The following is a 24,847-nucleotide window of genomic DNA, read 5'->3' on the forward strand; positions in this document are numbered from 1 at the left end:
AGCGAGTGTCGCACGGGCCGACACCCGCGGGGGTGCGCTCAGGGCGTGGACAGCGGGTCGGCGAGCGAGAGCGGCTCGACCTGGGTGCCGAGCAACCGCCCGGCCGCGCGCAGCCCGGACAGCAGCGCACCGTGCACCGTCGCCGGGTCGTCGCTCCAGGTGGCCTCGCCGGCGAGCTGCACCCGGCCGGACGGGGTGCCGAGCAGGTCGTGGTCGTCGGGTGACGCCCCGACGTGCAGGTACGAGTACGAGCCCCGCGAGAACGGGTCCTCGGCCCACCGGGTGATCCGGAACGCCTCGGGCCGGGGGACCGACGCGCCGAACATCTTCCGCAGCGCCACCACCCCCTCGTCGACGACCATGGCGTCCGGCAGGGTCTCGAGCCGACGGGCTCCGGCACCACCGACCAGGGCGGCGAGCACCGGCGCACCGGTCACCCGGGACATGTCGTACCAGGAGTGCCAGTCGACCCCGGCGGACCCCTGCTGCCGGACCACCCACGAGTCGCCCCAGAACCGTGACGGGAACCGCAGGAACACCTTGTCGTAGGTGCCCATCCCGAGCCGGTCGAGCGCTCCGGTCACCGGCGTGGACAGGGGTGGATCGAACACCACGTCGCCGGCCTGCAGCACCCCGAGCGGCACCGTGACGACGACCTGCCGGGCGACCACGGCGGTGCCGTCGGTGAGCCCCACCGTCACCGAGTCGTCGGCCTGGGTCACCGACCGCACGACCGACGACAGCCGGACGTCGAGACCCTCGGCCAGCGCGCGGGCGTACTGGGCGTAGCCGCCGGGGAACACCACCTCGTCTCCGGGGACGTGCTCCTCGTCGAGGCCGTGCGCGTCGAGGACGGTCACGGGGGCCCCGCAGAGGTCCTCGGAGCGGTGGGCCGTGTACTCGCGGACCCGTGCGGCCCGGTCGCCCTGCCACTGCAGCGACCGCAGCACGGTGTCGACGGCGGCCGCGTAGGTCGAGGGCGGGGGCGCTTGCGCGACGACGGCGTCGAGGGCCGCGTCGACGGTGTGCAGGTCCGCCACGAACGCCGACGTGTCCTCGGCGGAGAGTGCGGCGCCGGACGGGTCGTGCCACGCGATCGGTCGGCCGTCGAACTGGAAGCTGCCGACCGTGAACTCCACGGTGTCGATGCCGAACGCCGACGCCAGGGCCCAGAGCGGGTTGCCGTCGACCCCGTGGATCCACGAGGCGCCGAGGTCGACCGGCACCCCGATCGACGCATCGGTCCAGGTGCGCCCGCCGATCCGGTCGCGGGCCTCGAGCACGACGACCCGCTGCCCGCCGAGTGCGAGCGCCCGGGCAGCGGCGAGTCCGGCGACCCCCGCCCCGACGACCACGACGTCGGCGTCGCGACCGGCAGCCATCAGTGTCCTCCGGTCAGCGGTGCCATCAGCCGGGCCGCCAGACTCGGCCGCCCGGTCAGCGCCTCTTCGCGGTCGGCAAGGTCGGTCGCGACGAGTCCCGCGTTCGCCCCGAGGAACCGCAGCGGCTCGGGCTCCCAGTCGGGCGATCGGTGGTTCACCCACGGCAGCGCGGTCAGTGCTGTCGACTCCCCGCGCACGAGGTCGGCGAGGGTCCGTCCGGCCAGGTTCGTCGTCGACAGGCCGTCCCCGACGTACCCGCCGGCGCTGCCGACGTGGCCGTCCCAGGTCACCGAGGCGCACCAGTCGCGCGGGACCCCGAGCGGTCCGCCCCACGTGTGCGTGACCGGGGCGTCCGCGACGACGGGGAACAGGTCGACCAGGGCCCTCCGCAGGTGCTCGAACACCCGCGGCACCCGGTCGTACCCGGGCGTGATCGAGGACCCCCAGTGGTAGCGGGCTCCGCGGCCGCCGAACGCCAGCCGGTCGTCGGCCGTGCGCTGCCCGTACACGAGCAGGTGCCGGTAGTCGGAGAACGTCTGCCCGTGCTCGAGCCCGATGCGCTCCCACGCGGACGCCGGCAGCGGGGCCGTCGCGATCATGAGCGAGTACAGCGGCAGGATCCGCCGCTTCGTCTGCTCCAGCTGGGCGCCGTAGCCCTCGACCGCGATCACCACGGCGCCCGCCGTGACGGTGCCGCGCGAGGTGACCACACGCCCGCGATCCCAGGACGAGACGGGCGTGTGCTCCGCGATCCGGACGCCACGGGCCTCCAGGGCTGCCGCGAGGCCACGTACCAACGCGGCGGGCTGCACGCGCGCGCAGTCCGGGGTCCACGCGACCCCCGCCGATCCGGCGGCGTCGCCCGCTCGGGCGAGCCGCCACGTCATGTCGTCGCCCCATGCCGCGGAGGACGCGACCTCGTCGTGGGCGGCGCGTTCCTGCACGGCGGAGCGTGCGTACAGGACGGTCCCGCCCTTCACGTAGTCGCAGTCGACCTCGGCTTCGGCCGCGGCGCGGCCGACCTCGTCGACGGTGTCGCGCATGGCGGCCCGCAGCGCCAGCGCGGCGTCGCGCCCGTGCTCCTCGGCGATCGCGGAGGCGGACCGCGGGAACAGCGCCGAGCACCAGCCGCCGTTCCGACCGGACGCGCCGAAGCCGGCGATCTCGCGTTCCAGGACGACGATCTGGAGGCCCGGGTCGGCTCGGTGCAGGTACCACGCGGTCCAGAGACCCGTCAGTCCACCGCCCACGATCACGACGTCGGCCGTCGTGTCGCCGTCGAGCGGCGGCCGGGGCGTCAGGTCGTCGCGTCCGGTGGACGCGAGCTGGTCGAGCCAGAACGAGACGCCCCGGTAGCCGCCCACGGTCAGATCTTCGTCCAGGCCTCGGACAGGACGCTCCGCAGGATCGACGTCATCTCGCGGAACTCCGGCTGCCCGATGGTCAGCGGCGGTGCGAGCTGCACGACGGGGTCACCGCGGTCGTCGGCCCGGCAGTACAGCCCCGCGTCGAACAGCGCCTTCGACAGGAACCCGCGCAGCAGCCGCTCGGACTCGTCGTCGTCGAAGGTCGTCTTGGTGGCCTTGTCCTTGACGAGCTCGATGCCGTAGAAGTAGCCGTCTCCGCGGACGTCCCCGACGATCGGCAGGTCGAGCAGGGTGTCGAGCTCGGCGCGGAAGAGCGGGGCGTTCTGCTGCACGTTGGCGAGCAGCCCCTCTTCCTCGAAGATGTCGAGGTTCTCCATCGCGACGGCGGCCGACACCGGGTGCCCGCCGAACGTGTAGCCGTGGTAGAAGGTCGTGTCCCCCTTGGAGAACGGCTCGAACAGGCGATCGCTGATGATCGTCGCGCCGATCGGGGAGTACCCGGAGGTCATCGCCTTGGCGCACGTGATCATGTCCGGCACGAAGCCGTAGGTGTCGCAGGCGAACATCGTGCCGATCCGACCGAAGGCGCAGATCACCTCGTCCGAGACGAGCAGCACGTCGTACTCGTCGCAGATCTCGCGCACCCGCTGGAAGTACCCGGGCGGCGGGGTGAAGCAGCCGCCGGAGTTCTGCACCGGCTCGAGGAACACCGCGGCGACGGTGTCGGGGCCCTCGAACTCGATCATCTCGCGGATCCGCTCCGCCGCCCAGAAGCCGAACTGCTCCTCGGTGCCGCCGGGGAAGCCCATCTCCTCGGCGCGGTACGAGTTCGTGTTCGGCACCCGGAAGCCACCGGGGGTCAGGGGCTCGAACATCTCCTTCATCGCCGGGATGCCGGTGATCGCCAGGGCGCCCTGCGGGGTGCCGTGGTAGGCGACCGCACGGGAGATCACCTTGTGCTTCATCGGCTTGCCCTGGAGCTTCCAGTAGTACTTCGCGAGCTTGAAGGCGGTCTCCACCGCCTCGCCGCCGCCGGTGGAGTAGAAGACCTTGTTGAGGTCACCGGGGGCGTGCTCGGCCAACCGGTCGGCGAGCTCGATCGCCGCGGGGTGCGCGTACGACCAGATCGGGAAGAAGCTCAGCGTCTCCGCCTGCTTCGCGGCCATCTCGGCCAGGCGCTTCCGCCCGTGCCCGGCGGCGACGACGAACAGGCCGGACAGCCCGTCGATGTACTCCTTGCCGTGGCTGTCGTAGACGTGGTGGCCCTCGCCGCGCACCATGATCGGCACGTCGGCGCCGGCCTGGTTCGCACCGTGCCGGGCGAAGTGCATCCACAGGTGGTCCCGGGACTTCCGCTGCAGGTCGGCGTCGTCGACCGGTGCGAACGGGTCGTACGAGCCGAGGCGGGTGGGCTGTTCGGTCTTCTGGTCGGAGATGGTCATCGCGTTCCCCAGTCGTAGAGCTGTTTGCGGAGTTGCAGGTAGACGAAGGTCTCGGTGCCGGCGACGCCCGGGATGGCCCGGATGGTGCCGTTGAGCAGTTCGATCAGGTCGTCGTCGTCCTCGCACACGACCTCGACCATCAGGTCGAAGCTGCCGGCGGTCATCACGAGGTAGTCGACCGCCGGCAGCTGCTCCAGGGCATCGGCGACGGTTCGGGTGTCGCCGCTGACCCGGATGCCGATCATCGCCTGGCGGTGGAAGCCCAGTTGCATCGGGTCGGTGACCGCGACGATCTGCATGACGCCGGTCTCGGTCAGCTTCTGCACGCGCTGTCGGACCGCCGCTTCACTGAGACCGACGGCCTTGCCGATCTCGCCGTACGGGCGGCGCCCGTCCGCCTGGAGTTGTTCGATGATCCGCTTCGAGGTGTCGTCGATCGGTCCCGGACGTCGTGGTGCTGCCGCCATGCCGGACAGCATGGCAGCGAGGTTCGGGGTGCGCAAGGGATTCCGTTGTGAACACCGTGTTTCGCGACGATTTCCGTTGTTACGGTTCTCCACAACCTCCGGATCCTTCTTCCGTGCGGCCGGAATCCGTGTCAGGATCACCGCCATGCTGGACGCACAGAGCACGGCGACGGCGGACACCGACACCCGGGTCCTGCGGAACTTCGTCGGGGGCGCCTTCGTCGAGTCGACCGCCGACACCACGTTCGACCTGGTTGACCCGACCGACGAGCACGTCTACGGCACGTCCCCGGTGTCCACCCCCGCCGACGTCGACGCCGCCTTCGGTGCGGCCGCGACCGCGTTCGAGACCTGGCGCCGCACCACCCCCGGCGAACGGCAGCTCGCCCTGTTCCGGATCGCCGACGCGATGGAGCAGCGGGCGTCGGAGTTCGCCGACCTCGAGTCGCTCGACACCGGGAAGCCCCGCGCCTCCCTGGTCGAGGACGAGATCCTGCTCTCCGTCGACCAGATCCGCTTCTTCGCCGGAGCCGCCAGGAACCTCGAGGGCCGGAGCGCGGGCGAGTACCTGGCCGACCACACCTCGTTCGTCCGGCGCGAGCCCATCGGTGTCGTCGCCCAGGTCACCCCGTGGAACTACCCGCTCAACATGGCGGTGTGGAAGGTCGCGCCGGCGCTCGCCGCGGGGAACACCACCGTGCTCAAGCCGAGCGACACGACACCCCTGTCGACCCTGCTGCTCGCCGAGGTCGCCGCCGAGTTCCTGCCGCCGGGGGTCCTGAACGTCGTGGTGGGGGACCGCACCACCGGCGCCGCGATGATCGACCACCCCACCCCGCAGCTCGTGTCCATCACCGGGTCCGTCCGTGCCGGCATGGAAGTCGCCCGCGCCGCCGCCGGTGACCTCAAGCGCACGCACCTGGAGCTCGGCGGCAAGGCACCCGTGATCGTGTTCGACGACGCGGACATCCCCTCGGCGGTGGCCGGGATCGTCGCCGCCGGGTTCTTCAACGCCGGACAGGACTGCACCGCCGCCACCCGGCTGCTCGTGCAACAGGGCATCCACGACGAGTTCGTCGCAGCGCTCGCAGCAGAGGCACGCGTCAACGCGAGAACCGGGTCGGACGGTCACTACGGTCCCGTCAACAACGCGAACCAGCTCGCGCACGTGCAGTCGTTCCTGGACACGCTGCCCGACCACGCGACGATCGAGCTCGGCGGCGCACGACAGGGCGACCGCGGGTACTTCCACGAGGCCACGATCGTCGCCGGCCTGCGCCAGGACGACCGTGCCGTGCAGCAGGAGATCTTCGGCCCCGTGCAGACCGTGCAGCGGTTCTCGACGGAACAGCAGGCCCTGACGTGGGCGAACGGCGTCGAGTACGGCCTGGCGAGTTCGGTGTGGACGACCGACCACGCGCGTGCCATGCGCTTCGCCCGTGACCTGGACTTCGGCTGTGTGTGGATCAACACGCACATCCCGATCGTCGCCGAGATGCCGCACGGCGGGTTCAAGCACAGCGGGTACGGCAAGGACCTGTCCCAGTACGGCTTCGACGACTACACCCGCATCAAGCACGTCATGTCCTACATCGGCTGAGGCCGACCACCCCCTGGAGGCACCATGGCAATGACCGGAACGTTCGCCGAATCGGGAGCCGATCTCCGGCTCGACCAGATCACGAAGTCCTTCCCCGGCCACACCGCGGTGGACAGCCTCGACCTGACGGTGCCCGCCGGCTCGTTCTTCGCGTTGCTCGGCCCGTCGGGCTGCGGCAAGACGACGACCCTGCGGCTCGTCGCCGGGCTCGAGGAACCCACGAGCGGCACCATCACCATCGGCGGCCAGGACGTCACCGACACGAAGCCGTACCAACGGCCCGTCAACACGGTGTTCCAGAACTACGCGCTGTTCCCGCACATGAGCGTGCTCGACAACGTCGCGTTCGGGCTGAAGCGGCGCCGGATCCCGGACCCGATGACGAAGGCCACGGAAGCGCTGCGGCTCGTCGAGCTCGAGGGGTCGGCGTCGAAGCGGCCCGCCCAGCTCTCCGGCGGCATGCAGCAGCGCGTCGCCCTGGCCCGCGCGATCGTGAACCGGCCGGCCCTGCTGCTGCTCGACGAGCCCCTCGGCGCCCTCGACCTGAAGCTCCGCCACCAGATGCAGCTCGAGCTGAAGACGATCCAGGCCGAGGTCGGGCTCACGTTCCTGCACGTCACCCACGACCAGGAAGAGGCGATGACGATGGCCGACACGGTCGCCGTCATGAACGGCGGCCGGATCGAGCAGATGGGCAGCCCGCAGGACCTGTACGAGCTGCCGCGCACGGCGTTCGTCGCGAACTTCCTCGGCCAGTCGAACCTGCTCGAGGGCGAGGTCCGCGGCACCGATGCCGGCCTGCTCGTCGTCGCCACCGCGGCCGGCTCCATCGCGGTGCCGGCCGACCGAGCCGTCGCCACCACCGGTCGCGTCGTCGTCGGCGTCCGGCCCGAAAAGCTCAAGATCCGCACCGCCGAACCGACCCCCGAGGCCGGACGGAACATCCTCGGCCCCGGTCGGGTCGTGGACGTCTCGTTCTCCGGCGTCAGCACCCAGTACCTGGTCGACGTGCCGGGCGCCGGTCGTGTCTCGGTGTTCGCGCAGAACTCGAAGGGCGGGCCGCGGATCGCGACCGGCACCGAGGTCTGGCTCACGTGGGGCGTCGACCACGGTTTCGGCCTGGAGGCGCACCCCGCGTCCGGCGCGACCGTCACCACCCAGGACGACCCGGGCCTCCAGGCCGTCCCCGCCACGGCAGGATCGCTCGCGTGACCGGCGCGGTGCCGGGTCCGGACCTGCTGCGCGGGCTGACGTCGGCCCGCGTCAGCCGACGCGGCCTGCTGGCCGGCGGCGGGGCCGCCGCGCTGGCCGCCCTGCTCACCGGCTGCAGCATCAAGGGCTCCGCCGCCGCCGGCGCCGAGGACACCGTCGACTGGGCGGCGTTCTGGAAGGACGCGAAGGCGACCGGCACGCTGAACTTCGCGAACTGGCCGCTGTACATCGACTCCGACCACGGCAAGTCCGAGTCCCTGGCGCTGTTCAAGCAGGAGACCGGCATCGCGGTCGACTACCAGGCGGTGATCCAGGACAACGCGACCTTCTACGCGACCGTCTCACCGATCCTGCGGGCGCACGGTGCGACCGGCTACGACCTCGTCGTCATGACGAACGGGTTCGAGCTGACCCAGATGATCAAGAACGGGTTCGTGTGCGAACTCGACCACTCGCGGCTGCCGAACTTCGCCGCGAACGCGTCGGACTCCGTCAAGGACCCCATCTACGACCCGGGCAACAAGCACTCCGTCGTCTGGCAGACCGGGTTCACCGGGCTCGCCTACAACCCGAAGTACACGGGGCGGAAGATCACCTCGCTCAAGGACCTGCAGGACCCGGCGTTCACGGGCCGCATCGGGCTGATGAGCGACAACACCGAACTCGGGTCGCTCGGACTGCTCGCGCTCGGCATCGACCCGGAGACCTCGACGCCCGCCGACTGGCGGAAGGCCCAGGCCTGGCTGCGCGAACTGCGGCCGAGCGTCACCGGCTTCTACGACCAGAGCTACATCAACCGGTTGGAGAACGGCGACACCTGGATCACCCAGGCGTGGTCGGGCGACGTGTTCCAGGCGCAGCAGTCCGGGTTCCCCGACCTGGAGTTCGTCACGCCGGAAGAGGGGCAGATGACCTGGCACGACAACATGCTCATCCCACGGCAGGCCGCGAACCCGGTGTCGGCGCTGGAGTGGATGAACTTCTACTACACGCCGAAGGTCGCCGGGATCGTCGAGGACTGGGTCAACTACGTCTGCCCGGTGCCCGCGGCCGAGGACTACGTGCGGGACGAACTCGACGACGCCACCGTGGCGGACAGCCCGCTCGTGTTCCCCTCTGCGGACGTGCTGGAGCAGTCGCACGAGTTCCGGGTGTTCGAGAACTACGACGAGTACTCGGAGTGGAACGGCATCTTCAACGCGGTGGTGCAGTCGTGAGCGCGGTCGGAGTGGCGCCGGGGCTCGCTCCCGGTGGTTCCGCCGGCCCGGCGCCGGTGCGGCGGGGACGCCGTCGGAGCACACCGTTCTTCCTGGCGCTCGTCGGCACCGCGTACCTCTGCGTGTTCTTCGTCATCCCGCTGGTGTCCGGGCTGATCGTCTCGCTCATGACCGGCAACCCGGACGACGGCTACACGTTCACCTGGAACTTCGGGATCTACGGCTCGCTGTTCGTCGACCCGCAGGTGCCCTACCTGACGTTCCTGCTCCGGTCGCTCTGGTACGGAGCCGCCGCCACGATCGCCTGCATCGTCGTCGGGTACCCGGTGGCGTACTTCATCGCGTTCCGGGTGTCCCCGCGGTGGAAGAACCCGCTGCTCATGCTCGTGTTCATCAGCTTCCTGGTGTCGTTCATCATCCGGACCGACATGTGGGCGTTCGTGCTCGCGTCGCAGGGCCCGGTCGTCACGACGCTGCAGTCGCTCGGGCTGGCCGGCAAGGACTTCCACATCCTCGGCACCGGCGGCGCGGTGATCTTCGGCGACGCCTACAACGACCTGGCCTTCATGGTGCTGCCGATCTACGCCGCCCTCGAGCGCATCGACCCTCGACTCGGCGAGGCCGCGAACGACCTGTACGCCGGCAAGTTCCGGGCGTTCTGGCACACCACGCTGCCGCTGTCCCGCTCGGGCATCTTCGCCGGGGTGCTGCTCGTCTTCATCGACAGCGTCGGCGACCCGGTGAACTCGGCCCTGCTCGGCGGCACGAACACGTACACGATCGGTCAGGCGATCCAGGACGCCTACTCCGGCAACCAGCAGTACAACGTCGCCGCAGCCCTGTCGACCGTGCTCATGGTCGTGCTCGGCATCATCCTGTTCATCTACGCCCGCGTCTCCGGCACCGACGACCTCGAGGACCTCGTATGACCGCCGTCGCACCGTCCCGATCCGCCGCAGCTCCGGCCTCGCCCGTGACCGGTTCCGTCGCCGGCCGTCCGCGTCGCCACGGCGTGAACCGTCGGGGGCCCTGGCTCGCCATCGTGTACTGGGTGACGATCGCGATCACCCTGGTGCCGATCGTCTACATGGTCGTGTACTCGTTCAACGACGCCCCCACCAACCGGCTGTCGTTCGCCTGGAACGGTTTCACGACCTACTGGTACGCGAACCTGGTGAACGTGTCCGGGCTCGGGGCGGCGTTCGTCACCTCGGTGCTCGTCGCGTTCCTGGCCGCCATCATCTCCGTCGCGATCGGGCTGCCCCTCGCGCTGGCGCTGGAGCGGTACCGGTTCCCGGGTCGCGGTGTCGTGAACACCGTCGTGTTCGCGGACATCGCGGCGCCCTCGATCGTCGTCGGTTCCGCGTCGCTCTCGTTCTTCCTGTCGGTGGGGCTCGGCACCGGGTTCCTGACCGTGCTCATCACGCACGTGGCGTTCGACGTCGCCTACGTGGTCGTGGTGCTGCGGGCTCGGATCGCGGGGACCTCGCGGGCGCTCGAAGAGGCCGCGGGTGACCTCGGGGCGACGCCGTTCCAGGCCTTCCGGCTCGTCACCCTGCCGCTGCTGGCACCGGGCATGCTCGCCGCCGGGCTGCTGGCGCTGGCGATGTCGATCGACGACTACGTGATCACCTCGTTCGTCGCCGGGCCCGCGGTGACCTTCCCGCTGTTCGTCTACGGCGCCGCGAAGGCCGGGATGCCGCCGCAGGTGCTGTGCTTCGGGACGCTGGTGTTCGCGGTGGGGCTGCTCGTCGCGCTGCTGAACGGGGCGCTCAACCGGCGGCTGGCGCGCACGCGGGGGTAGGCGCCGGCACGCACGGTGCGGGGTGCGCGGGCTGGTGCGGGGTTGGCGCGGGTCGCACGGTGCGGCGTGCGCGCGCTGGCACCGGCACGGTGTCGCGTGCGTCGGCTGGTGCGGGGTTGCGCGCGTGGTGCGGGGTTGTAGCGGCGCACGGTGCGTGGAACTTCGCACGGGGTGAACAGGTGCGCACGGTGCGGACGGGAGGCGCGTGGCGGGCTGGTGTCGCGCCTCCCGTCCGCCTGTGCGGGGCGTCCACCGCACGGTGCGAGGTGCGTGAGCTGGTGCGGGGTTGCGCGCGTGGTGCGCGCTTGTAGCGGCGCACGGAGCGTGGAACTTCGCATGGGGTGAAGAGGTGCGCACGGTGCGGACGGGAGGCGCGTGGCGGGGCTGGTGTCGCGCCTCCCGTCCGCCTGTGCGGGGCGTCCACCGCACGGTGCGAGGTGCGTGGGCTGGTGCGGGGTTGGCCGCAGGGTGCGTGCTTGTAGTGGCGCACGGTGCGTGGAACCTCGCACGGGGTGGCGCGGGTCGCACGGTGCGGACGGGAGGCGCGTGGAGGGCTGGCGCCGTGCCTCCCGTCCGCCTGTGCGGGGCGTCCACCGCACGGTGCGAGGTGCGTGAGCTGGTGCGGGGTTGGCCGCAGGGTGCGTGCTTGTAGCGGCGCACGGTGCGTGGAACTTCGCACGGGGTGAAGAGGTGCGCACGGTGCGGACGGGAGGCGCGTGGCGGGGCTGGCGCCGTGCCTCCCGACTGCGGGTGGTGCGTCCACAGCACGGTGCGGCTTTCGCGGGCCGGTGCGCGATCGGCGCGGGTTGCACGGTGCGAGGTGCGTGGGCTGGTGCGGGGTTGCGCGCGTGGTGCGCGCTTGTAACCGGGCACGGAGCGTGGAACCTCGCACGGGGTGGCGCGGGTCGCACGGTGCGGACGGGAGTTCAGGGGACGTGACGACCGGTGGACGGGAGTGTTACGGGCACGAGTCGGGCGGTGTGCCGCGGTGCGCGCCACAGGGCACACGCGTAGGTTCCAGCCATGAGTGCAGAGCTGACGCTCGGCGCCGAGGAAGAGCTGCACCTCATCGACCTCGAGTCCGGCCGACTTTCCGCGAAGGCCCCGCGCCTTCTGCCCAAACTGCCCACCGACCGCTTCGGCGCCGAGCTGCAGCGCACGACGATCGAGACGAACACCCCGGTGGTGCGGACCCTCGACGACCTGCGGCGGGTGATCGTCGACCTGCGGAGTGAGCTCAGCGCCGCGATCGCCCCGGCCGGCGTCACCATCGCGGCCGTCGGCACCGCGCCGAGGTCGGAGTACGCCGACTTCGAGCTGAGCTCCGGCGGTCGGTACGGCCGGATGCAGGAGCAGTACCGGATGCTCGTCGACGAACAGCTCATCTGCGGCCTGCAGGTGCACGTCGGGGTGAGCGACCGCGACCTGGCGGTGCTGATCGCCCAGCGGGTGGCGCCGGTGCTCCCGGTGCTGCTGGCCCTGAGCGCGTCGAGTCCGTTCTGGAACGGGCAGGACACCGGGTACGCCTCGTTCCGCAGCATCATCTGGCAGCGGTGGCCGTCGGCCGGCAGCTTCGGTCCGGTCGAGGACGCCGCCGAGTACGACCGGGTGCTCGACGACCTGATCGCATCGGGCGTGATCGCCGACAAGAAGATGGCCTACTTCGATGTGCGGCCGTCGTCGCACGCACCGACGCTCGAACTCCGGGTCTGCGACGCGACCCCGGTGGTGGACGACGCCGTGCTCATCGCCGGACTCTTCCGCGCCGCCGTGCGCAAGGCCGAGAAGTCGGTCGTGTCCGGCGCCGAGTGGCACCCGCGCAGCGAACCCCTGCACCGTGCGGCGATGTGGCAGGCCGCCCGCTCCGGGTTGAGCGGGGAACTCGTCGGCCTGGGGCAGCACCCCGAACGGCTGCCCGCCGAGGTCGCGGTACGCCAGCTCGTGTCCCGCCTGCGCCCGGAGCTCGAGGAGCTCGGTGACTGGGGGACGGTGACGGAGCTGCTCGACGCGACCCTGGCCCGCGGCAACTCCACCGACCGGCAGCGCACCGCGTACGCCGAGCGCGGGGAGATCGACGACGTCGTCGCCCTGGTGGTGGAGGACACCGCGGGGCTCCCGTCCGGACGCGACGAGGACCCGGTGGTCCCGATCCACGGGTACCGCGTCCGCGCCGGCGACGAGGCGGTCGGCCCCGGTGCACGCCCTCGTCCGGCGTTCCGTGACCTGGCGGCGTTCTTCGACGGCTGGGACGCCGAGACCGCGATCGAGCGCTGCACCGCTCGCGACGTCTGGACCCGCGAGCACCACGTCGGCTTCGTGGTGGACGGCGGGGCGCAGGCGTTCGGCTGCGACCTGGTGCCCCGGACGATCAGCGCGTACGAGTGGTCACAGCTCGAGCGTGGCCTGGGGCAGCGTGCCCGCGCGATCGAGCTGTTCCTGCGTGACGCGTACGGCGACCGGCGGATCGTGGCCGACGGCGTGCTGGACGCGGACCACTTCGTCGGCGCGAAGGGCTGGGACCCGGACGTCACCCGGCTGCCGGCGACCGCCGTCCGTGCGCCGGTGCTCGGGTTCGACCTGGTGCGCAACGAGTTCGGCGGCTGGCGGGTGCTCGAGGACAACGTCCGCTCGCCCTCGGGCGTCGCGTACGGCATCGCCCTGCGCGAGCTGATGGACGACGTCGTGCCGGACGCCCCGCGGCCGGCGCACCTGCGCGACCCGCACGGCGTGACCGACCGGCTCCGCCGGACCCTCTGCGCGAACACCACTGCGGTGACCGGCGCGACGGACCCCGTGATCGCGCTGGTCAGCGACGGCCCCGCCGCCGGCGCGTGGTTCGAGCACCGCAGGCTGGCCGACGGGGCCGGGTTGCGCCTCCTGTCCGGGTCGGACCTGGACGTCCGTGACGGACGCGTGGTCGACGCGACGACGGGCGACGTGCTCGACGGGCTGTACCTGCGGATCGACCGCGACGTCAGTGCGCTGACCGCCGAGCACGCTCCCCACCTCGGGGCGCGGATCCTCGACGCGGCGGAGGCGGGACGCGTCTACCTGGCGAACGCGCCGGGCAACGCGCTGGTCGACGACAAGGCGATGTACGTCACCGTGCCGGACCTGATCTGGTACTACCTCGACGAGAAACCCCTGCTGGCATCGGTGCCGACGTACCGCACGAGCATCGAGGTCGAACGGCTGTCGGTCCTGGACCGCGTCGGGGAACTCGTGACGAAGCCGGTCGACGGCGAGGGCGGCCGCGGGGTCCTGATCGGACCGAGCGCGAGCGCGCCCGAGGTGGCCGAGCGACGGCGGGAGATCGCCGCGGACCCCGCCGGGTGGGTGGGGCAGGAGGTGGTGCAGCTGTCCTCGCACCCGACGATCGGACCCGCCGGTCTCGACCCGCGGCACGTGGACCTGCGGGCCTTCGTCTACGCGACGGGGACCGGACCGGACGACGTGCACCTGGCCGACGTCGCCCTGACGCGCGTCGCGCCCGAGGGCAGCATGGTCGTCAACTCGTCGCAGGGCGGCGGCGCGAAGGACACGTGGATCGTGGGGAACGCCCCGGCGGACATCGAACCCGCCCCGGCGGACACCGAACCCGCCCCGGCGGACACCGAGGGAGAGCGCTGATGTGTGGACTCGCGGGCGAGATCCGGTTCGACGGCCGAGCGCCGGACGTCGGGGCGGTCGCCCGGATGACCGGCTGCATGACGCACCGCGGCCCGGACGGCGACGGCCTGTGGGCTCGCGGCCCGGTCGCGCTCGGGCACCGACGGCTGTCCATCGTCGACCTGTCCACCGCGGGCGCGCAGCCGATGGTGCTGGCCGAGGCGGGGCTCACGATCGCCTACAACGGGATGGTCTACAACTACCGGCAGCTCCGCGACGAGCTGCACGGCAAGGGGCACCGGTTCGCGTCGACGTCGGACACCGAGGTCATCGCCCTGGCGTACGCCGAGTGGGGCACCGCGTTCGTCGACCACCTGATCGGGATGTTCGCCATCGCCATCTGGGAGCACGGCAGCGGCCGACTCGTGCTGGCGCGGGACCGGCTCGGCATCAAGCCGCTCTACGTCGCGCCCGTCCCCGGCGGGCTCCGGTTCGCGAGCTCCCTGCCGGCGATCCTGGCGGGCGACGCCGGCAACGGCGGCACGGGCGGCAGCGGCGGCACGAGCGCCGGCGGCGTCGACACGTCCATCGACCCCGTCGCCTTCGCGTCGTACATGAGCTTCCACTCGATCGTCCCCGCGCCCCGCACGATCCTGGCCGGCGTCGGCAAGCTCCCGCCCGCGACCGTCCGGGTGATCGAACCCGACGGCACCGCGCACGACACCGTCTACTGGGAGCCCCGCTTCGAGCGTGACCCCGCCAGGGCCGACTGGTCCGAGCGCGACTGGGAGCAGGCGTTCATCGGGTCGCTCCGCACCGCCGTCGAGCGCCGGATGGTCGCCGACGTCCCCGTCGGGGTGCTGCTCTCCGGCGGGATCGACTCGTCGCTCGTCGTGGGGCTGCTCGCCGAGGCCGGGCAGCAGGACCTCGCCACGTTCAGCATCGGGTTCGAGGCGGCGGGCGGCGAGTCCGGCGACGAGTTCGAGTACTCCGACCAGGTCGCCCGGCACTTCGGCACCGACCACCACCGCATCCACATCCCCTCGTCGCGGCTGCTCGACGGCATCGACGGTGCGGTCGCCGCCATGAGCGAGCCGATGGTCAGCCACGACTGCGTCGCCTTCTACCTGCTGTCGCAGGAGGTCTCGCAGCACGTCAAGGTGGTGCAGTCCGGCCAGGGCGCCGACGAGGTGCTCGCCGGCTACGACTGGTACCCGCCGCTCGCCGACGTGCCGCGCGACCAGGCCGCTGAGGCCTACCGCTCCGTGTTCATGGACCGCCGCTGGCCGGCGCTGCAGGGCATGCTCGGGGAGCGGTGGAAGAGCGACGACGACACCCCGTCGGCGTTCGTGGACCGCCAGTTCGCACGGCCGGGCGCGGAGACGAGCGTGGATGCCGCGCTCCGCAGCGACACCACGATCATGCTCGTCGACGACCCGGTGAAGCGCGTCGACAACATGACGATGGCGTGGGGGCTCGAGGCCCGCGTGCCGTTCCTGGACCACGAGTTCGTCGAGCTCGCCGCCGCGATCCCGCCGTCGATGAAGCTCACCGACGGCGGCAAGGGCGTGATGAAGCGCGCCTCGCGCGGGATCGTGCCCGACGCCGTCATCGACCGCAGCAAGGGCTCGTTCCCGGTCCCCGCCATCCGGCAGCTCGAGGGTCCGTACCTGGAGCGCGTCCGCGACGCGCTGCACGCACCCGAGGCGCGGGAGCGCGGGCTCTTCGACCCCGCCACCGTCGAGCGGATGCTGCAGGACCCGAACAGCACCAGGACCGCGATCGGCGCGAACGCGCTCTGGCAGCTCGGCCTGATCGAGATGTGGCTGCAGCAGCAGGGGGTGCGGTGACCGTGGGTTCCGTCCGGACTGGAGGCGCGCAGGGCGTCGCGTCGTCGGCCACCGTCGAGCCGTCGGTCACCACCAGGGCCGCGGCCGACCTGGGTGCGCGGCTCACCGCCGCCTGGGGGTCGTGGGGACCGACCATGACCCGGAACGCCCGGCGGGTGGCGTTCGTGAGCGACCGGCACGGCACCCCCGAGGTCTTCGTGCAGGACGTCGTCGTCGACCGCGAGCTGCCGGAACCGGTGCGGATCGCGCTCTCCGACGACCCCGTGATCCGGGTGTCGTGGTCGTCCGACGGGGAGTGGCTCGCCGTCGCCATCGCGACCGACGGCGGCGTGAAGCAACAGGTCTGGGTGGTGCGGCCGGACGGCTCCGACGCCGCGCAGATCGCCGGCTCGCGGTACCAGCACGCCGAACTCGGACCGTGGAGCCGCAGCGGCCACCGGGTCGTCATCACCCTGCCCTCGACCGAGCCCGAGCAGCCGGCCCGTGCGTACCTGGTCGACCCGGTCACCGGTGATCGCGACGACCTGGCCGTGGGGGAGCTCATCCACATCCTCGACCTGTCGGTGGAGGAACGGCTCGTCGTGCTGAGCGACGGCCAGCGCGGCCAGGAGTTCGTCGTGGTCGTCGACCGGCTGACCGACGAGAGCCACGCCCTGTTCGCCGACGACCCCGACGGGTCCGCCGAGATCGCGTTCCTGCGGCCCTCGCCCGCGAGCGAGACCAGCCCGCTCGTCGCCTACGTCGCCACCGAGGCCGGACTGCCCCGCCGCGGGCTCGTCGCGCAGCCGGTCGGGCCGCACGGCTGGCGCGGCACACCCCGGCGGATCATTGAACGCGACGACGCCGAACTCGAGTACCTCGACGCCGACGACGCCGGCCGCACCCTGCTGCTCGTCTGGAACGTCGACGGTCGCAGTGAGCTCGACCTCATCAACACCCACGACGCGTCGCGCACCCCCGTGCCGGACCTGCCCGGGTACGTCGTCACCGATCCCGTGCTCAGCCGTGACGGCCGGAGCGTGCTGCTCGCCGTCGAGGGGCCGACCCGGCCGCGCGAACTGTGGCGCCTCGACACGAACGCGCTGACCTGGAGCCGGGTCACCGACGTGCCGGTGCTGCCGGACGTGCAGCTGGTCGAGCCGACGCTCGAGCGGTTCGCCGCCCGTGACGGACTGGAGCTGACCGGGTGGCTGTACCGGGCCGTGGAGCCGACCGCGTCGGCGGCGGGCGCCGACCCTGGTGCTGGTGCCGTGCCTCCCGGCCGCGCAGCGCTCGTCCACCTGCACGGCGGACCGGAGTCGCAGGAACGACCCACGTTCTCGCCGCAGCACCAGGCGCTCGCCGCCGCCGGGGTGACCGTGTTCGCACCGAACATCCGTGGCTCCAGCGGGTACGGCCACGAGTTCGTGCACGCCGACGACCTGGCGTTGCGGTGGAACGCGCTGGCCGACGTCGTCGACTGCGCGCGGTTCCTGGTGACGAACGGGTACGCCGAGCGGTCCCGGGTCGCCGTCGAGGGGCGCTCGTACGGCGGGTACGCGACCCTCGCGTCGTTGGCGTTCACGCCCGACGTGTTCGCGGCCGGGGTCGCGGTGTGCGGGATGAGCGACTTCGCGACCTTCTACCGGGACACCGAACCGTGGATCGCGGCTGCTGCCGCCACGAAGTACGGCCACCCCGTCGAGGACGAAGCCCTGCTCGCGGCACTGTCGCCGATGCGGGCGATCGACGACGTCACGGCGCCGCTGCTCGTCGTGCACGGTGAGCTCGACACGAACGTGCCGATCGGTGAGGCCCACCAGGTCGTCGCGGCGCTGCGGGAGCGGGCGCACGACGTGGAGTACCTGGAGCTCGAGGGTGAGGGGCACGAGTACCGGCGGGCGTCGTCGCAGGCGCTGCTCGTGCGGCGGATGGTCGAGTTCGTGGCGGCGCGGCTGGGGTGAGACGGGGCGGGTCGTGGGCCCCTCGCACCGTGCGATCCGCAGCACGGCGTCACCGGGTGCAACGATGCGTCGGCGGCGCTCGCCGCGGGCGGAGAATGGTGGCATGACGACGACTGCGCCGACCTCGACCGCGCTGCCTCGACCGGGAGAGGTCCTCGTGGCCTCGGCAGCGGAGGTCGAGCAGGTCGTCCACCGTGCCACGAACCAGTACGCCTCCGGGGTCGTCGCGGACACCGCCGGGTGGGCGGACGGCGATCGTCGGCGGATCGAGGACCTCGGGTTCCGTGGTGGTGATGCCCGCGGCGAAGCGCTCCGGACCCTCGACCTGACGATCGCCGACGACGGCACGCCGACGCGGATGCTCGACGCACCCGCGATGGCCGCGCTGAACAGCCACCACGCACGGTTCGCCGAGCGGCGCGGCGACGTCGTCCGCTACCAGACCGACGTGTCGGTGTGGACGGGGATCCCCGAGCGACCCACCGCGCAGGACTGGGAGGACGTCCGGGCGCTGCTCGGGTCGGGCGGGATGCTCGGCGTCGGTGCGGCTGCCGTCCTGCCCGAGGGGTGGGAGCTCGTCGAGGGTGCCGGCGGCGTGCAGCTCACCGGTGAGGCGATCGAGGGTGCACCGGACGACGAAGCCGTCGTGCTGACGCCCGACGACGTGCCGGAGATGACCGCCCTGGTGGAGCGGACGAAGCCAGGGCCGTTCCTGCCGCGCACGATCGAGCTGGGCACGTACCTGGGCATCCGGCGGGACGGGCGGCTCGTCGCCATGGCGGGGGAGCGGTTGCACCCGCCGGGGTGGACCGAGATCAGCGCGGTGTGCACGGACGAGGCGTACCGGGGGCAGGGGTTCGGGCGCCGGTTGGTGCTCGCCGTCGCGCTCGGGATCCGAGAGCGCGGGGAGACCCCGCTCATGCACGCGGCCGCGGGGAACACCGGGGCGATCGGGCTGTACCAGCACCTGGGGTTCCGACTGCGGGACCGTGGGGCGCCGCGCTTCGTGCGGGTGCCGTGAGCTGCGTCCGGGCCTGACGGGTCAGAACGCGGCGAGGGCGCGGCGGAGCATGTCGTGGCCCTGGGCCTCGAAGCCCTCGTCGCCGACCGCGTGGGCCCAGGTCGCGGTACCCACTGCTTCGCGGAGTTGCAGCCAGCGCCACGCGTCCGGAGTGCGCGGATCATCCCCGTACCCGGCGAAGAACGCCGCTTCGAGGGCGGGATCGTGCTGCCAGTGCAGCACCGCGAGGCGGGTGAGGTCGAAGGACGCGGGGCGCCAGCCGAAGCGGCCGAAGTCGATGACGCGCAGTCGGCCGCCGTCGGCGATCCAGTTGCGCGGGTGGAAGTCGCCGTGGGTCGGCACGAGGGCCTGCGTCGTGCGGTCGGTCGGGAGTTCGCCCAGTGCCGCTCGTGCGCTGGCGACGACTCCCGCGGGGATCCGGTGCGGGGTGTCGAGCGCGGCCAGCGCCTTCGCCTGCTCGTGCTGCAGGAACGTCGGGTCGTGGCGGGTGTCCTGGTCGTGCAGCCGTCGGAGCAGTGCGCCGGCCTGACGGTGGACGTCGGGGTCGTGCTCGTCCGGGGTCCCGAGGGCGAGGTGCCCGGGGACGCGTTCGAGCACGAGGACGCGGTGCTCCTCGTTCGCGGCGACGAGGGCACCGGTGTCCCCGCTCGCCCGGAGTGCGGCGGTGGCGGTGCGGTGTGCGTCGAGCTCGCGGGGGAAGTGGGTGTTGGTCGGGCCGGAGGCCTTCACGGTGAAGCGATCGACGCCAGCGCGGACGTGCAGGACCCTCGTGTCGAGGAGCCCCCACGAGTCATCGGCCACGACGACGGCATCGCGGAGCATCTGCTGCACGAACGCGATCTGGTCGTCGTCGAGTCCGGTGTCTCCCCAGTGCATGGCGGCACGCTACCGTCCTGCTCCGCAGGGCGTGCGGCGCAGTGCCGTATCGGTTTCGTCCTGCAACTTTCGACCCCCCGATCTGGGGGAGCGAGCGTGAGGGATGCTCCGTACCGTTCTGAGTGGTTGCACAGCGCCGTCATGGGGACTGCTGAGCTGGGGCAACCCTAGAGGGGTTCTTTTCGCGTGTTCGCTGCGTCGTGGTCCGGTCGTGTTCGTGGAGTGATGCTGGCAGTGGTGACGTTGGTCGCCTTGCTGGGTTCGTTGTTGGTGGTGGTGTCCCAGCCGGCACCGGCGCAGGCCGTGGTGACCGGGACGGGCGGGCAGTACGTGCCGATGCCCTCCAACGCCCGCGTGTTGGGTGGTGCGACCGAGAAGGGCGTGTTCCGCACGGTGAAGGTCGCCGGAGTCGCCGGACTGCCGTCGTCCGGGATCGGCGCGGTGACGATGATGGTCACGATCGCCGACCCGTCGGGGTCGGGGCAGCTGCAGATGCGCGCCGACGCTGCCGACACGACGACGCTGATGATGATCTACAACTCTGGAGTCGGCGGGAACACGTCGAACACGGGCCTGCTCGCGGTCGCGGATGACGGCACGATCCAGGTGCGGACCGAGACGGCGCAGTCGAAGGTGGTCATCGACGTCACCGGCTACTACACCTCGACGAAGAACGGTGTCTCTGCCGGTGGGTTCGTGGCGATGTCCCCCTCCCGTGTCCTGGACTCGCGTGGTGGGATCGGTGCCGCGCAGGGTCAGATCCCCGCAGGTTCGCAGCGCACCATCCAGGCGACCGGCTCGAACGGCATCCCCGCTGGTGCCGCTGCGGTCGCGGTGAACATCATCGTGATCAACCGCGAGGCCAAGGCCGGCTACGTCCGCCCGACGCCGACCGGTGAGACCCGCAGCACGGGTGTCCTGAACTACAACTCGGTCGCGGGCCAGTCGACCGCGATGAACGCACAGGTCGCGTTGAACGCCGACGGCAAGTTCAGCATCGACACCGCTGAGGACGGCGGCAAGATCGACCTCGTCGTCGACATCCAGGGGTACTTCCTCAAGTCGAACCCGGGTGGCGGGTTCACCCCGCTGAACGGCCGGCTCATCGACACCCGCAACGGCTCGAGCATCGCCTCGGGCGCATCGTTCACGGTCCAGGTCGGCGGGGTGCAGGGGGCTCCGACGGTCGAGGGTGGCCTGTCTGCGGTCGCCGTCACGTTCACCGCGGTCAACGAGAGCGGCGCCGACTCGTACGCGAAGATGTGGGCCGACGGTGCGGCGGAGCCGGAGTCGTCGGCGATCAGCAGCGACCGGACCTCGAAGGTCACGAACACCGTCGTCGCGCCGGTCGGTGCGAACGGGAAGATCCGCATCAAGAACATGGGCACGGGGGCGATGAACTACCTCGTCGACCTGCAGGGCGCGTACAACTCGCTCCCCGGCGGCCCCGGCAAGACGAACCGGACCGGTCAGCGGACCTCGGCGACGACACTGCCGTTCCCGATCACGGACCAGACCGACGCTTCCGTCGACGTCGGCACCGGCAACCTGCTGGTCACCACGACGGCGATGAGCCTGCCGGGAGTGACCGAGAACACCACGATCGGCGCCGCGTACAACTCGCGCAGCACCACCGTCGGCGACGTCAACACGATGGACGCGAACCGGTGGCAGTACGCTCTCGCCGGCGCCGGGAACCTCACCGCGAACGCCGACGGAGTCATCTACACCGACGCCGTGGGGACGACGTGGCAGTTCCGGCCGTCGGGGGCGCAGGGTGCGTTCATCAGCCCGGCCGGTCTGCAGCAGACGCTGACCCGCGTCGACAACAGCACGACGCACGAGTACACGCTGAAGGGGTGGACGTCGAACTCGACGACGCACTTCAACCTCGCGGGCCAGCCCACCTCGATCGTGGACCGGAACAAGAACCAGATCAGCTTCAACTCCGACGAGCCCGGCTTCACCCTGAAGTCCCTCGTCTCGACCGCGGGTGTCACCGGGGCCCGGACGGCGAACTCGTCGTACGCCAACGGTGTGCAGACGTTCTCGCAGACCAGCGGCTCGAGCTCGCGTTCGGTGTCGTGGACGAAGAACAGCACCGGCGACATCACCACGTACACGGACGCGCTCGGCAAGAAGACCACGTTCGGGTACACCAGCGGGGACCTCACCTCGATCACGGCGCCCACCGGCGGCGTGACGGCGTTCACGTACGACTCGTCCGACCGGGTCACGAAGGTCGAGCAGCGCAACACCACCGCCGGTTCGCCGGGGACCGCTGTGACGCGGTTCTCGTTCAAGGACGACACCACCACGCTGGTCGCTGACCCGCGGTCTGATCAGTCGGTCGCGGTGGCGGACACGAAGTACACCAACTACACCCTCGACGGGAACGACCTCGTCACGAACGTCGTCGACGCCGCGAAGCGGGAACAGTCCCGCTCCTACAAGTCGACGAACAACGGCGTCGAGAACTCGAGTGTCGGCGCGGGCGCAAGCGCGTCGACGTCGAAGAACACCTACGGGGCGAACAACGAGCAGTCCCTGACGCAGTCGGAGTCCGGCGCGGGCACGAAGAACTCGGCGACGTACGGTTCCGGATCGGCCGCGTACCTGCCGTCGAAGGTGACCGACAGTTCGGGTAACGAGACCAACTACGGCTACGACGGCCCCGGCAACCGAACGTCGACCGCCACGGGCGGCTCCGGTCCGGAGGCGGCAAAGGCAGAGCTCGAGTACAACAAGAAGGGCACCGACCCGTACGCGTGGGGTGCGGTGAAGTCCGCGACGGCTCCCGGCGACAGCGACCGTGACCGGAAGACGACGTATTCGTACGACACCCACGACCAGCTGCTGGCGATCACGGCGCCGGCGAACACGGTCGGGGAGCAGAAGTACTCCTACGACGACTTCGGCCGCGTGAAGAACCACACCGACGGTGACGGCGGCGTCACGACGTACACGTACGACAACGACGACCGTCTCCTGACGACCGCGTTCGATGACGGCACCGAAACGGTGACGAACACCTACGACGGCAACGGCAATCAGCTCACCGAGCAGTCCGCGACCGGCACCATCACCAACACCTACGACCAGCGGAACCGGCTCACCTCGACGGTGAACACCGCCGGCGGCAGCACCGTGTCCTACGGCTACGACCTCGCCGGCAACACGGCCAAGGTCACCGACGCCCACGGCACCGTCACGCACGACTACGACGTCGCCAATGTCCTGACCCGCACCACCTACCCGACCGCGAACGGCGGCACGGCGAAGCAGGTCTACAAGAATGACGACCACGGCCGCCGCACGGACACCTGGCTCGGCGCTGTCGAGAACTCGGATCCGACCAAGGACCCGACGTCGTGGCAGGCGCACCAGACGATCACCTACGGCGTGTCCGACCACGTCACCGGTGTTCGCGCCGTGGACGCCGACGACCCGTCCAAGTCCGTCGTGAGCCTGACGTACTGCTACATCACCGGTATCGACGCCGGGGGTGACTGCTCGGCGACGAAGAGCCCGAACGCCACGGACAGGATCCAGTGGGTCAAGGACAACATCACCCAGCAGACGACCACGTACACGTACGACTCGAACGGCCGCCTCACCAAGGCAGCGCAGGCCGGCGGTGCGAGGAACATCACGTGGGCGTACACGTACGACGCGGCCGGGAACCGGCTCACCGCCAAGCGCGGCGGCGATGTCACGTCGTCGCAGACGCTTACCTACAACACCGCCGGGCAGATCACGTCTGACGGGTATGCGTACGACGGTGTCGGCAACATGGTGAAGGCGCCCGGGCAGACATTCACGTACAACGGCGCGCAGCAGATGACGTCCTCCACGAAGGACGGTGTCACCACCCGCTACGAGTACGCCGGCGGCGACATGAACAAGCTGCTCTCGCAGGTCACCGACGGAGGAGCCGAGTACGACTACACGTATGGCACGTCCGACTCCAACGGTGTCCCCGTGATCACCAGTCGCACCGTCGCCGGCACCGGAACCGCGTCGGTGATCAGCGACCCGGGTACGGGACAGCCGCTGGACCTGCAGACCACCGACGGCACCACGAGCATGTGGGTCATCGACGGCACCGGCAACCCTGTCGCCGCGATCGCTGACACTGGCAAGACCGCGTACACGGTTTCCTACGACCCCTACGGCGTCGAGACCGTCACCGTCGGCGGCGACAGCGCGCAGTGGAAGCAGAACCCCTACGGGTTCAAGAGTGGCCTCCGCTCGAGCAGCACCGAAAACGGGCTCACCAAGTTCGGGTACCGGTGGCAGTCCAGCACCACGGGAGCGTGGATCGAACGTGACACCCTCGACGCACCCCTCGACCCAACCAATGCAAATCGCTACGCGTTCGCGGCCGGGGATCCCATCAATCACTCTGACCCGACGGGTCAGTACGACTTGTGGCAAGCTACGGTGACAGGTGCGGCAAGTGGAATCGGTTCTGCGGCTGGCGGATGCCTTGCGGGAGGAGCGGTCGGAACGCTGGCCGGCGGAGTCGGCGCTCTCCCTGGTTGCGGTCTAGGAGCCGCTACAGGGCTGGTTTCAGGGTTCGTGGGCGGATTCGTGACAAATTCACTTCTGCAGCTGACAGGAATGGCATAGCGTGGACCGCTTCAGACTGGTACGCCTTGCGCGTATTTTAGGGGCAATTATTTTCCCCCTTTGGTTGACTGTTTACCTTGTCATCGCAATCGGGGATGCAACATCTCCGGCTGCTCTTGTGATCGGTATTGCGAATCTGTTTGTCGGCCTACTCGTTGGGTGGCTGTGGACCTGGTCTCCCGGGAAAAAGAATAGGGATCTACCTTAACCAAGCCCCCGGAGGTCTGTTCCTTGAGCGGGTGCAAGCGGTAGGCGTCCCAAGAGAGCGTCACCGATTCTTGCGATGGTTCCGGGTGCGTCGCCTAACTGGCGAGGCATCGGTAGCACAACGGTTCGCCCTAATCTCGGTTCCCGGGGCTGTGGCCGCTCTATCCGGCGCCTGGGACCTCTTGTATCGCGAGGTCGGAGCGGGGTGGAAGTAGGAG

The 24,847-nt window shown here is 70.7% G+C and carries 15 protein-coding genes; 10 read left to right on the forward strand and 5 right to left on the reverse strand.

Annotated elements, in window-relative coordinates:
- Window positions 1–38: 38 nt before the first annotated feature.
- Genes FFG40_RS03160 through FFG40_RS03175 form a run of 4 tightly spaced genes read right to left on the reverse strand, consistent with a single transcriptional unit; the run spans window position 39 to window position 4,670 of the window.
- On the reverse strand, window positions 39–1,382 hold the full coding sequence (locus FFG40_RS03160; protein ID WP_138802214.1) for an NAD(P)/FAD-dependent oxidoreductase: 1,344 nt from the start codon (window positions 1,380–1,382) through the stop codon (window positions 39–41).
- On the reverse strand, window positions 1,382–2,746 hold the full coding sequence (locus tag FFG40_RS03165) for an FAD-binding oxidoreductase (RefSeq protein ID WP_138802215.1): 1,365 nt from the start codon (window positions 2,744–2,746) through the stop codon (window positions 1,382–1,384). Before FFG40_RS03165 ends, FFG40_RS03160 begins: the two co-directional genes overlap by 1 nt.
- Before the next feature lie 2 nt (window positions 2,747–2,748).
- On the reverse strand, window positions 2,749–4,191 hold the full coding sequence (locus FFG40_RS03170; RefSeq protein ID WP_083404460.1) for an aspartate aminotransferase family protein: 1,443 nt from the start codon (window positions 4,189–4,191) through the stop codon (window positions 2,749–2,751).
- Window positions 4,188–4,670, reverse strand: a complete 483-nt coding sequence (locus tag FFG40_RS03175; protein WP_035809531.1) for an Lrp/AsnC family transcriptional regulator — start codon at window positions 4,668–4,670, stop codon at window positions 4,188–4,190. The genes FFG40_RS03170 and FFG40_RS03175 overlap by 4 nt, the downstream gene beginning before the upstream one ends.
- 133 nt (window positions 4,671–4,803) lie before the next feature.
- Here FFG40_RS03175 and FFG40_RS03180 point away from each other — a divergent pair, with 133 nt between their 5' ends.
- The 9 genes from FFG40_RS03180 to FFG40_RS03220 all read left to right on the forward strand — a co-directional run bounded on the left by FFG40_RS03180 (window position 4,804) and on the right by FFG40_RS03220 (window position 18,914).
- Complete coding sequence (locus FFG40_RS03180; protein WP_138802216.1) at window positions 4,804–6,258, forward strand: aminobutyraldehyde dehydrogenase; 1,455 nt, start codon at window positions 4,804–4,806, stop codon at window positions 6,256–6,258.
- A gap of 24 nt (window positions 6,259–6,282) precedes the next feature.
- Window positions 6,283–7,470 carry an ABC transporter ATP-binding protein gene (locus FFG40_RS03185; protein WP_138802217.1) on the forward strand — a complete coding sequence of 396 codons (1,188 nt, stop codon included), beginning with the start codon at window positions 6,283–6,285 and terminating at the stop codon, window positions 7,468–7,470.
- Window positions 7,467–8,687, forward strand: a complete 1,221-nt coding sequence (locus FFG40_RS03190; protein ID WP_071248717.1) for a PotD/PotF family extracellular solute-binding protein — start codon at window positions 7,467–7,469, stop codon at window positions 8,685–8,687. The genes FFG40_RS03185 and FFG40_RS03190 overlap by 4 nt, the downstream gene beginning before the upstream one ends.
- Complete coding sequence (locus FFG40_RS03195) at window positions 8,684–9,616, forward strand: ABC transporter permease (RefSeq protein WP_138802218.1); 933 nt, start codon at window positions 8,684–8,686, stop codon at window positions 9,614–9,616. Before FFG40_RS03190 ends, FFG40_RS03195 begins: the two co-directional genes overlap by 4 nt.
- Window positions 9,613–10,491 carry an ABC transporter permease gene (locus FFG40_RS03200; RefSeq protein WP_138802219.1) on the forward strand — a complete coding sequence of 293 codons (879 nt, stop codon included), beginning with the start codon at window positions 9,613–9,615 and terminating at the stop codon, window positions 10,489–10,491. Before FFG40_RS03195 ends, FFG40_RS03200 begins: the two co-directional genes overlap by 4 nt.
- Before the next feature lie 1,023 nt (window positions 10,492–11,514).
- A complete protein-coding gene (locus FFG40_RS03205; protein WP_260678775.1) occupies window positions 11,515–14,121 on the forward strand; it encodes a carboxylate--amine ligase/circularly permuted type 2 ATP-grasp protein in 2,607 nt (868 codons plus the stop codon).
- On the forward strand, window positions 14,121–15,950 hold the full coding sequence (locus FFG40_RS03210) for an N-acetylglutaminylglutamine amidotransferase (protein WP_138802220.1): 1,830 nt from the start codon (window positions 14,121–14,123) through the stop codon (window positions 15,948–15,950). The genes FFG40_RS03205 and FFG40_RS03210 overlap by 1 nt, the downstream gene beginning before the upstream one ends.
- Window positions 15,947–17,893 (forward strand): prolyl oligopeptidase family serine peptidase, encoded by a 1,947-nt coding sequence (locus tag FFG40_RS03215; RefSeq protein WP_138802221.1) that lies wholly within the window; start codon window positions 15,947–15,949, stop codon window positions 17,891–17,893. The genes FFG40_RS03210 and FFG40_RS03215 overlap by 4 nt, the downstream gene beginning before the upstream one ends.
- A 103-nt stretch (window positions 17,894–17,996) precedes the next feature.
- Window positions 17,997–18,914 (forward strand): GNAT family N-acetyltransferase, encoded by a 918-nt coding sequence (locus FFG40_RS03220; protein WP_221935150.1) that lies wholly within the window; start codon window positions 17,997–17,999, stop codon window positions 18,912–18,914.
- A gap of 21 nt (window positions 18,915–18,935) precedes the next feature.
- Here FFG40_RS03220 and FFG40_RS03225 read toward each other — a convergent pair whose 3' ends face one another.
- Window positions 18,936–19,790: an aminoglycoside phosphotransferase family protein gene (locus tag FFG40_RS03225; RefSeq protein WP_138802222.1), complete on the reverse strand. Its 855-nt coding sequence runs from the start codon at window positions 19,788–19,790 to the stop codon at window positions 18,936–18,938.
- 237 nt (window positions 19,791–20,027) lie between these two features.
- Here FFG40_RS03225 and FFG40_RS03230 point away from each other — a divergent pair, with 237 nt between their 5' ends.
- Window positions 20,028–24,422 carry an RHS repeat-associated core domain-containing protein gene (locus FFG40_RS03230; protein WP_185974067.1) on the forward strand — a complete coding sequence of 1,465 codons (4,395 nt, stop codon included), beginning with the start codon at window positions 20,028–20,030 and terminating at the stop codon, window positions 24,420–24,422.
- Window positions 24,423–24,847 lie beyond the last annotated feature (425 nt).

The sequence above is a fragment of the Curtobacterium sp. KBS0715 genome, from assembly GCF_005938005.2.
Taxonomy (GTDB): Bacteria; Actinomycetota; Actinomycetes; order Actinomycetales; family Microbacteriaceae; genus Curtobacterium; species Curtobacterium flaccumfaciens.

Coding starts and splice junctions, on each gene's coding strand:
- FFG40_RS03225 (WP_138802222.1), bottom strand. CDS start 19,790: ATGCACTGGGGAGACACCGGACTCGACGACGACCAGATCGCGTTCGTG.
- FFG40_RS03160 (WP_138802214.1), bottom strand. CDS start 1,382: ATGGCTGCCGGTCGCGACGCCGACGTCGTGGTCGTCGGGGCGGGGGTC.
- FFG40_RS03180 (WP_138802216.1), top strand. CDS start 4,804: ATGCTGGACGCACAGAGCACGGCGACGGCGGACACCGACACCCGGGTC.
- FFG40_RS03170 (WP_083404460.1), bottom strand. CDS start 4,191: ATGACCATCTCCGACCAGAAGACCGAACAGCCCACCCGCCTCGGCTCG.
- FFG40_RS03185 (WP_138802217.1), top strand. CDS start 6,283: ATGGCAATGACCGGAACGTTCGCCGAATCGGGAGCCGATCTCCGGCTC.
- FFG40_RS03220 (WP_221935150.1), top strand. CDS start 17,997: ATGACGACGACTGCGCCGACCTCGACCGCGCTGCCTCGACCGGGAGAG.
- FFG40_RS03205 (WP_260678775.1), top strand. CDS start 11,515: ATGAGTGCAGAGCTGACGCTCGGCGCCGAGGAAGAGCTGCACCTCATC.
- FFG40_RS03210 (WP_138802220.1), top strand. CDS start 14,121: ATGTGTGGACTCGCGGGCGAGATCCGGTTCGACGGCCGAGCGCCGGAC.
- FFG40_RS03200 (WP_138802219.1), top strand. CDS start 9,613: ATGACCGCCGTCGCACCGTCCCGATCCGCCGCAGCTCCGGCCTCGCCC.
- FFG40_RS03175 (WP_035809531.1), bottom strand. CDS start 4,670: ATGCTGTCCGGCATGGCGGCAGCACCACGACGTCCGGGACCGATCGAC.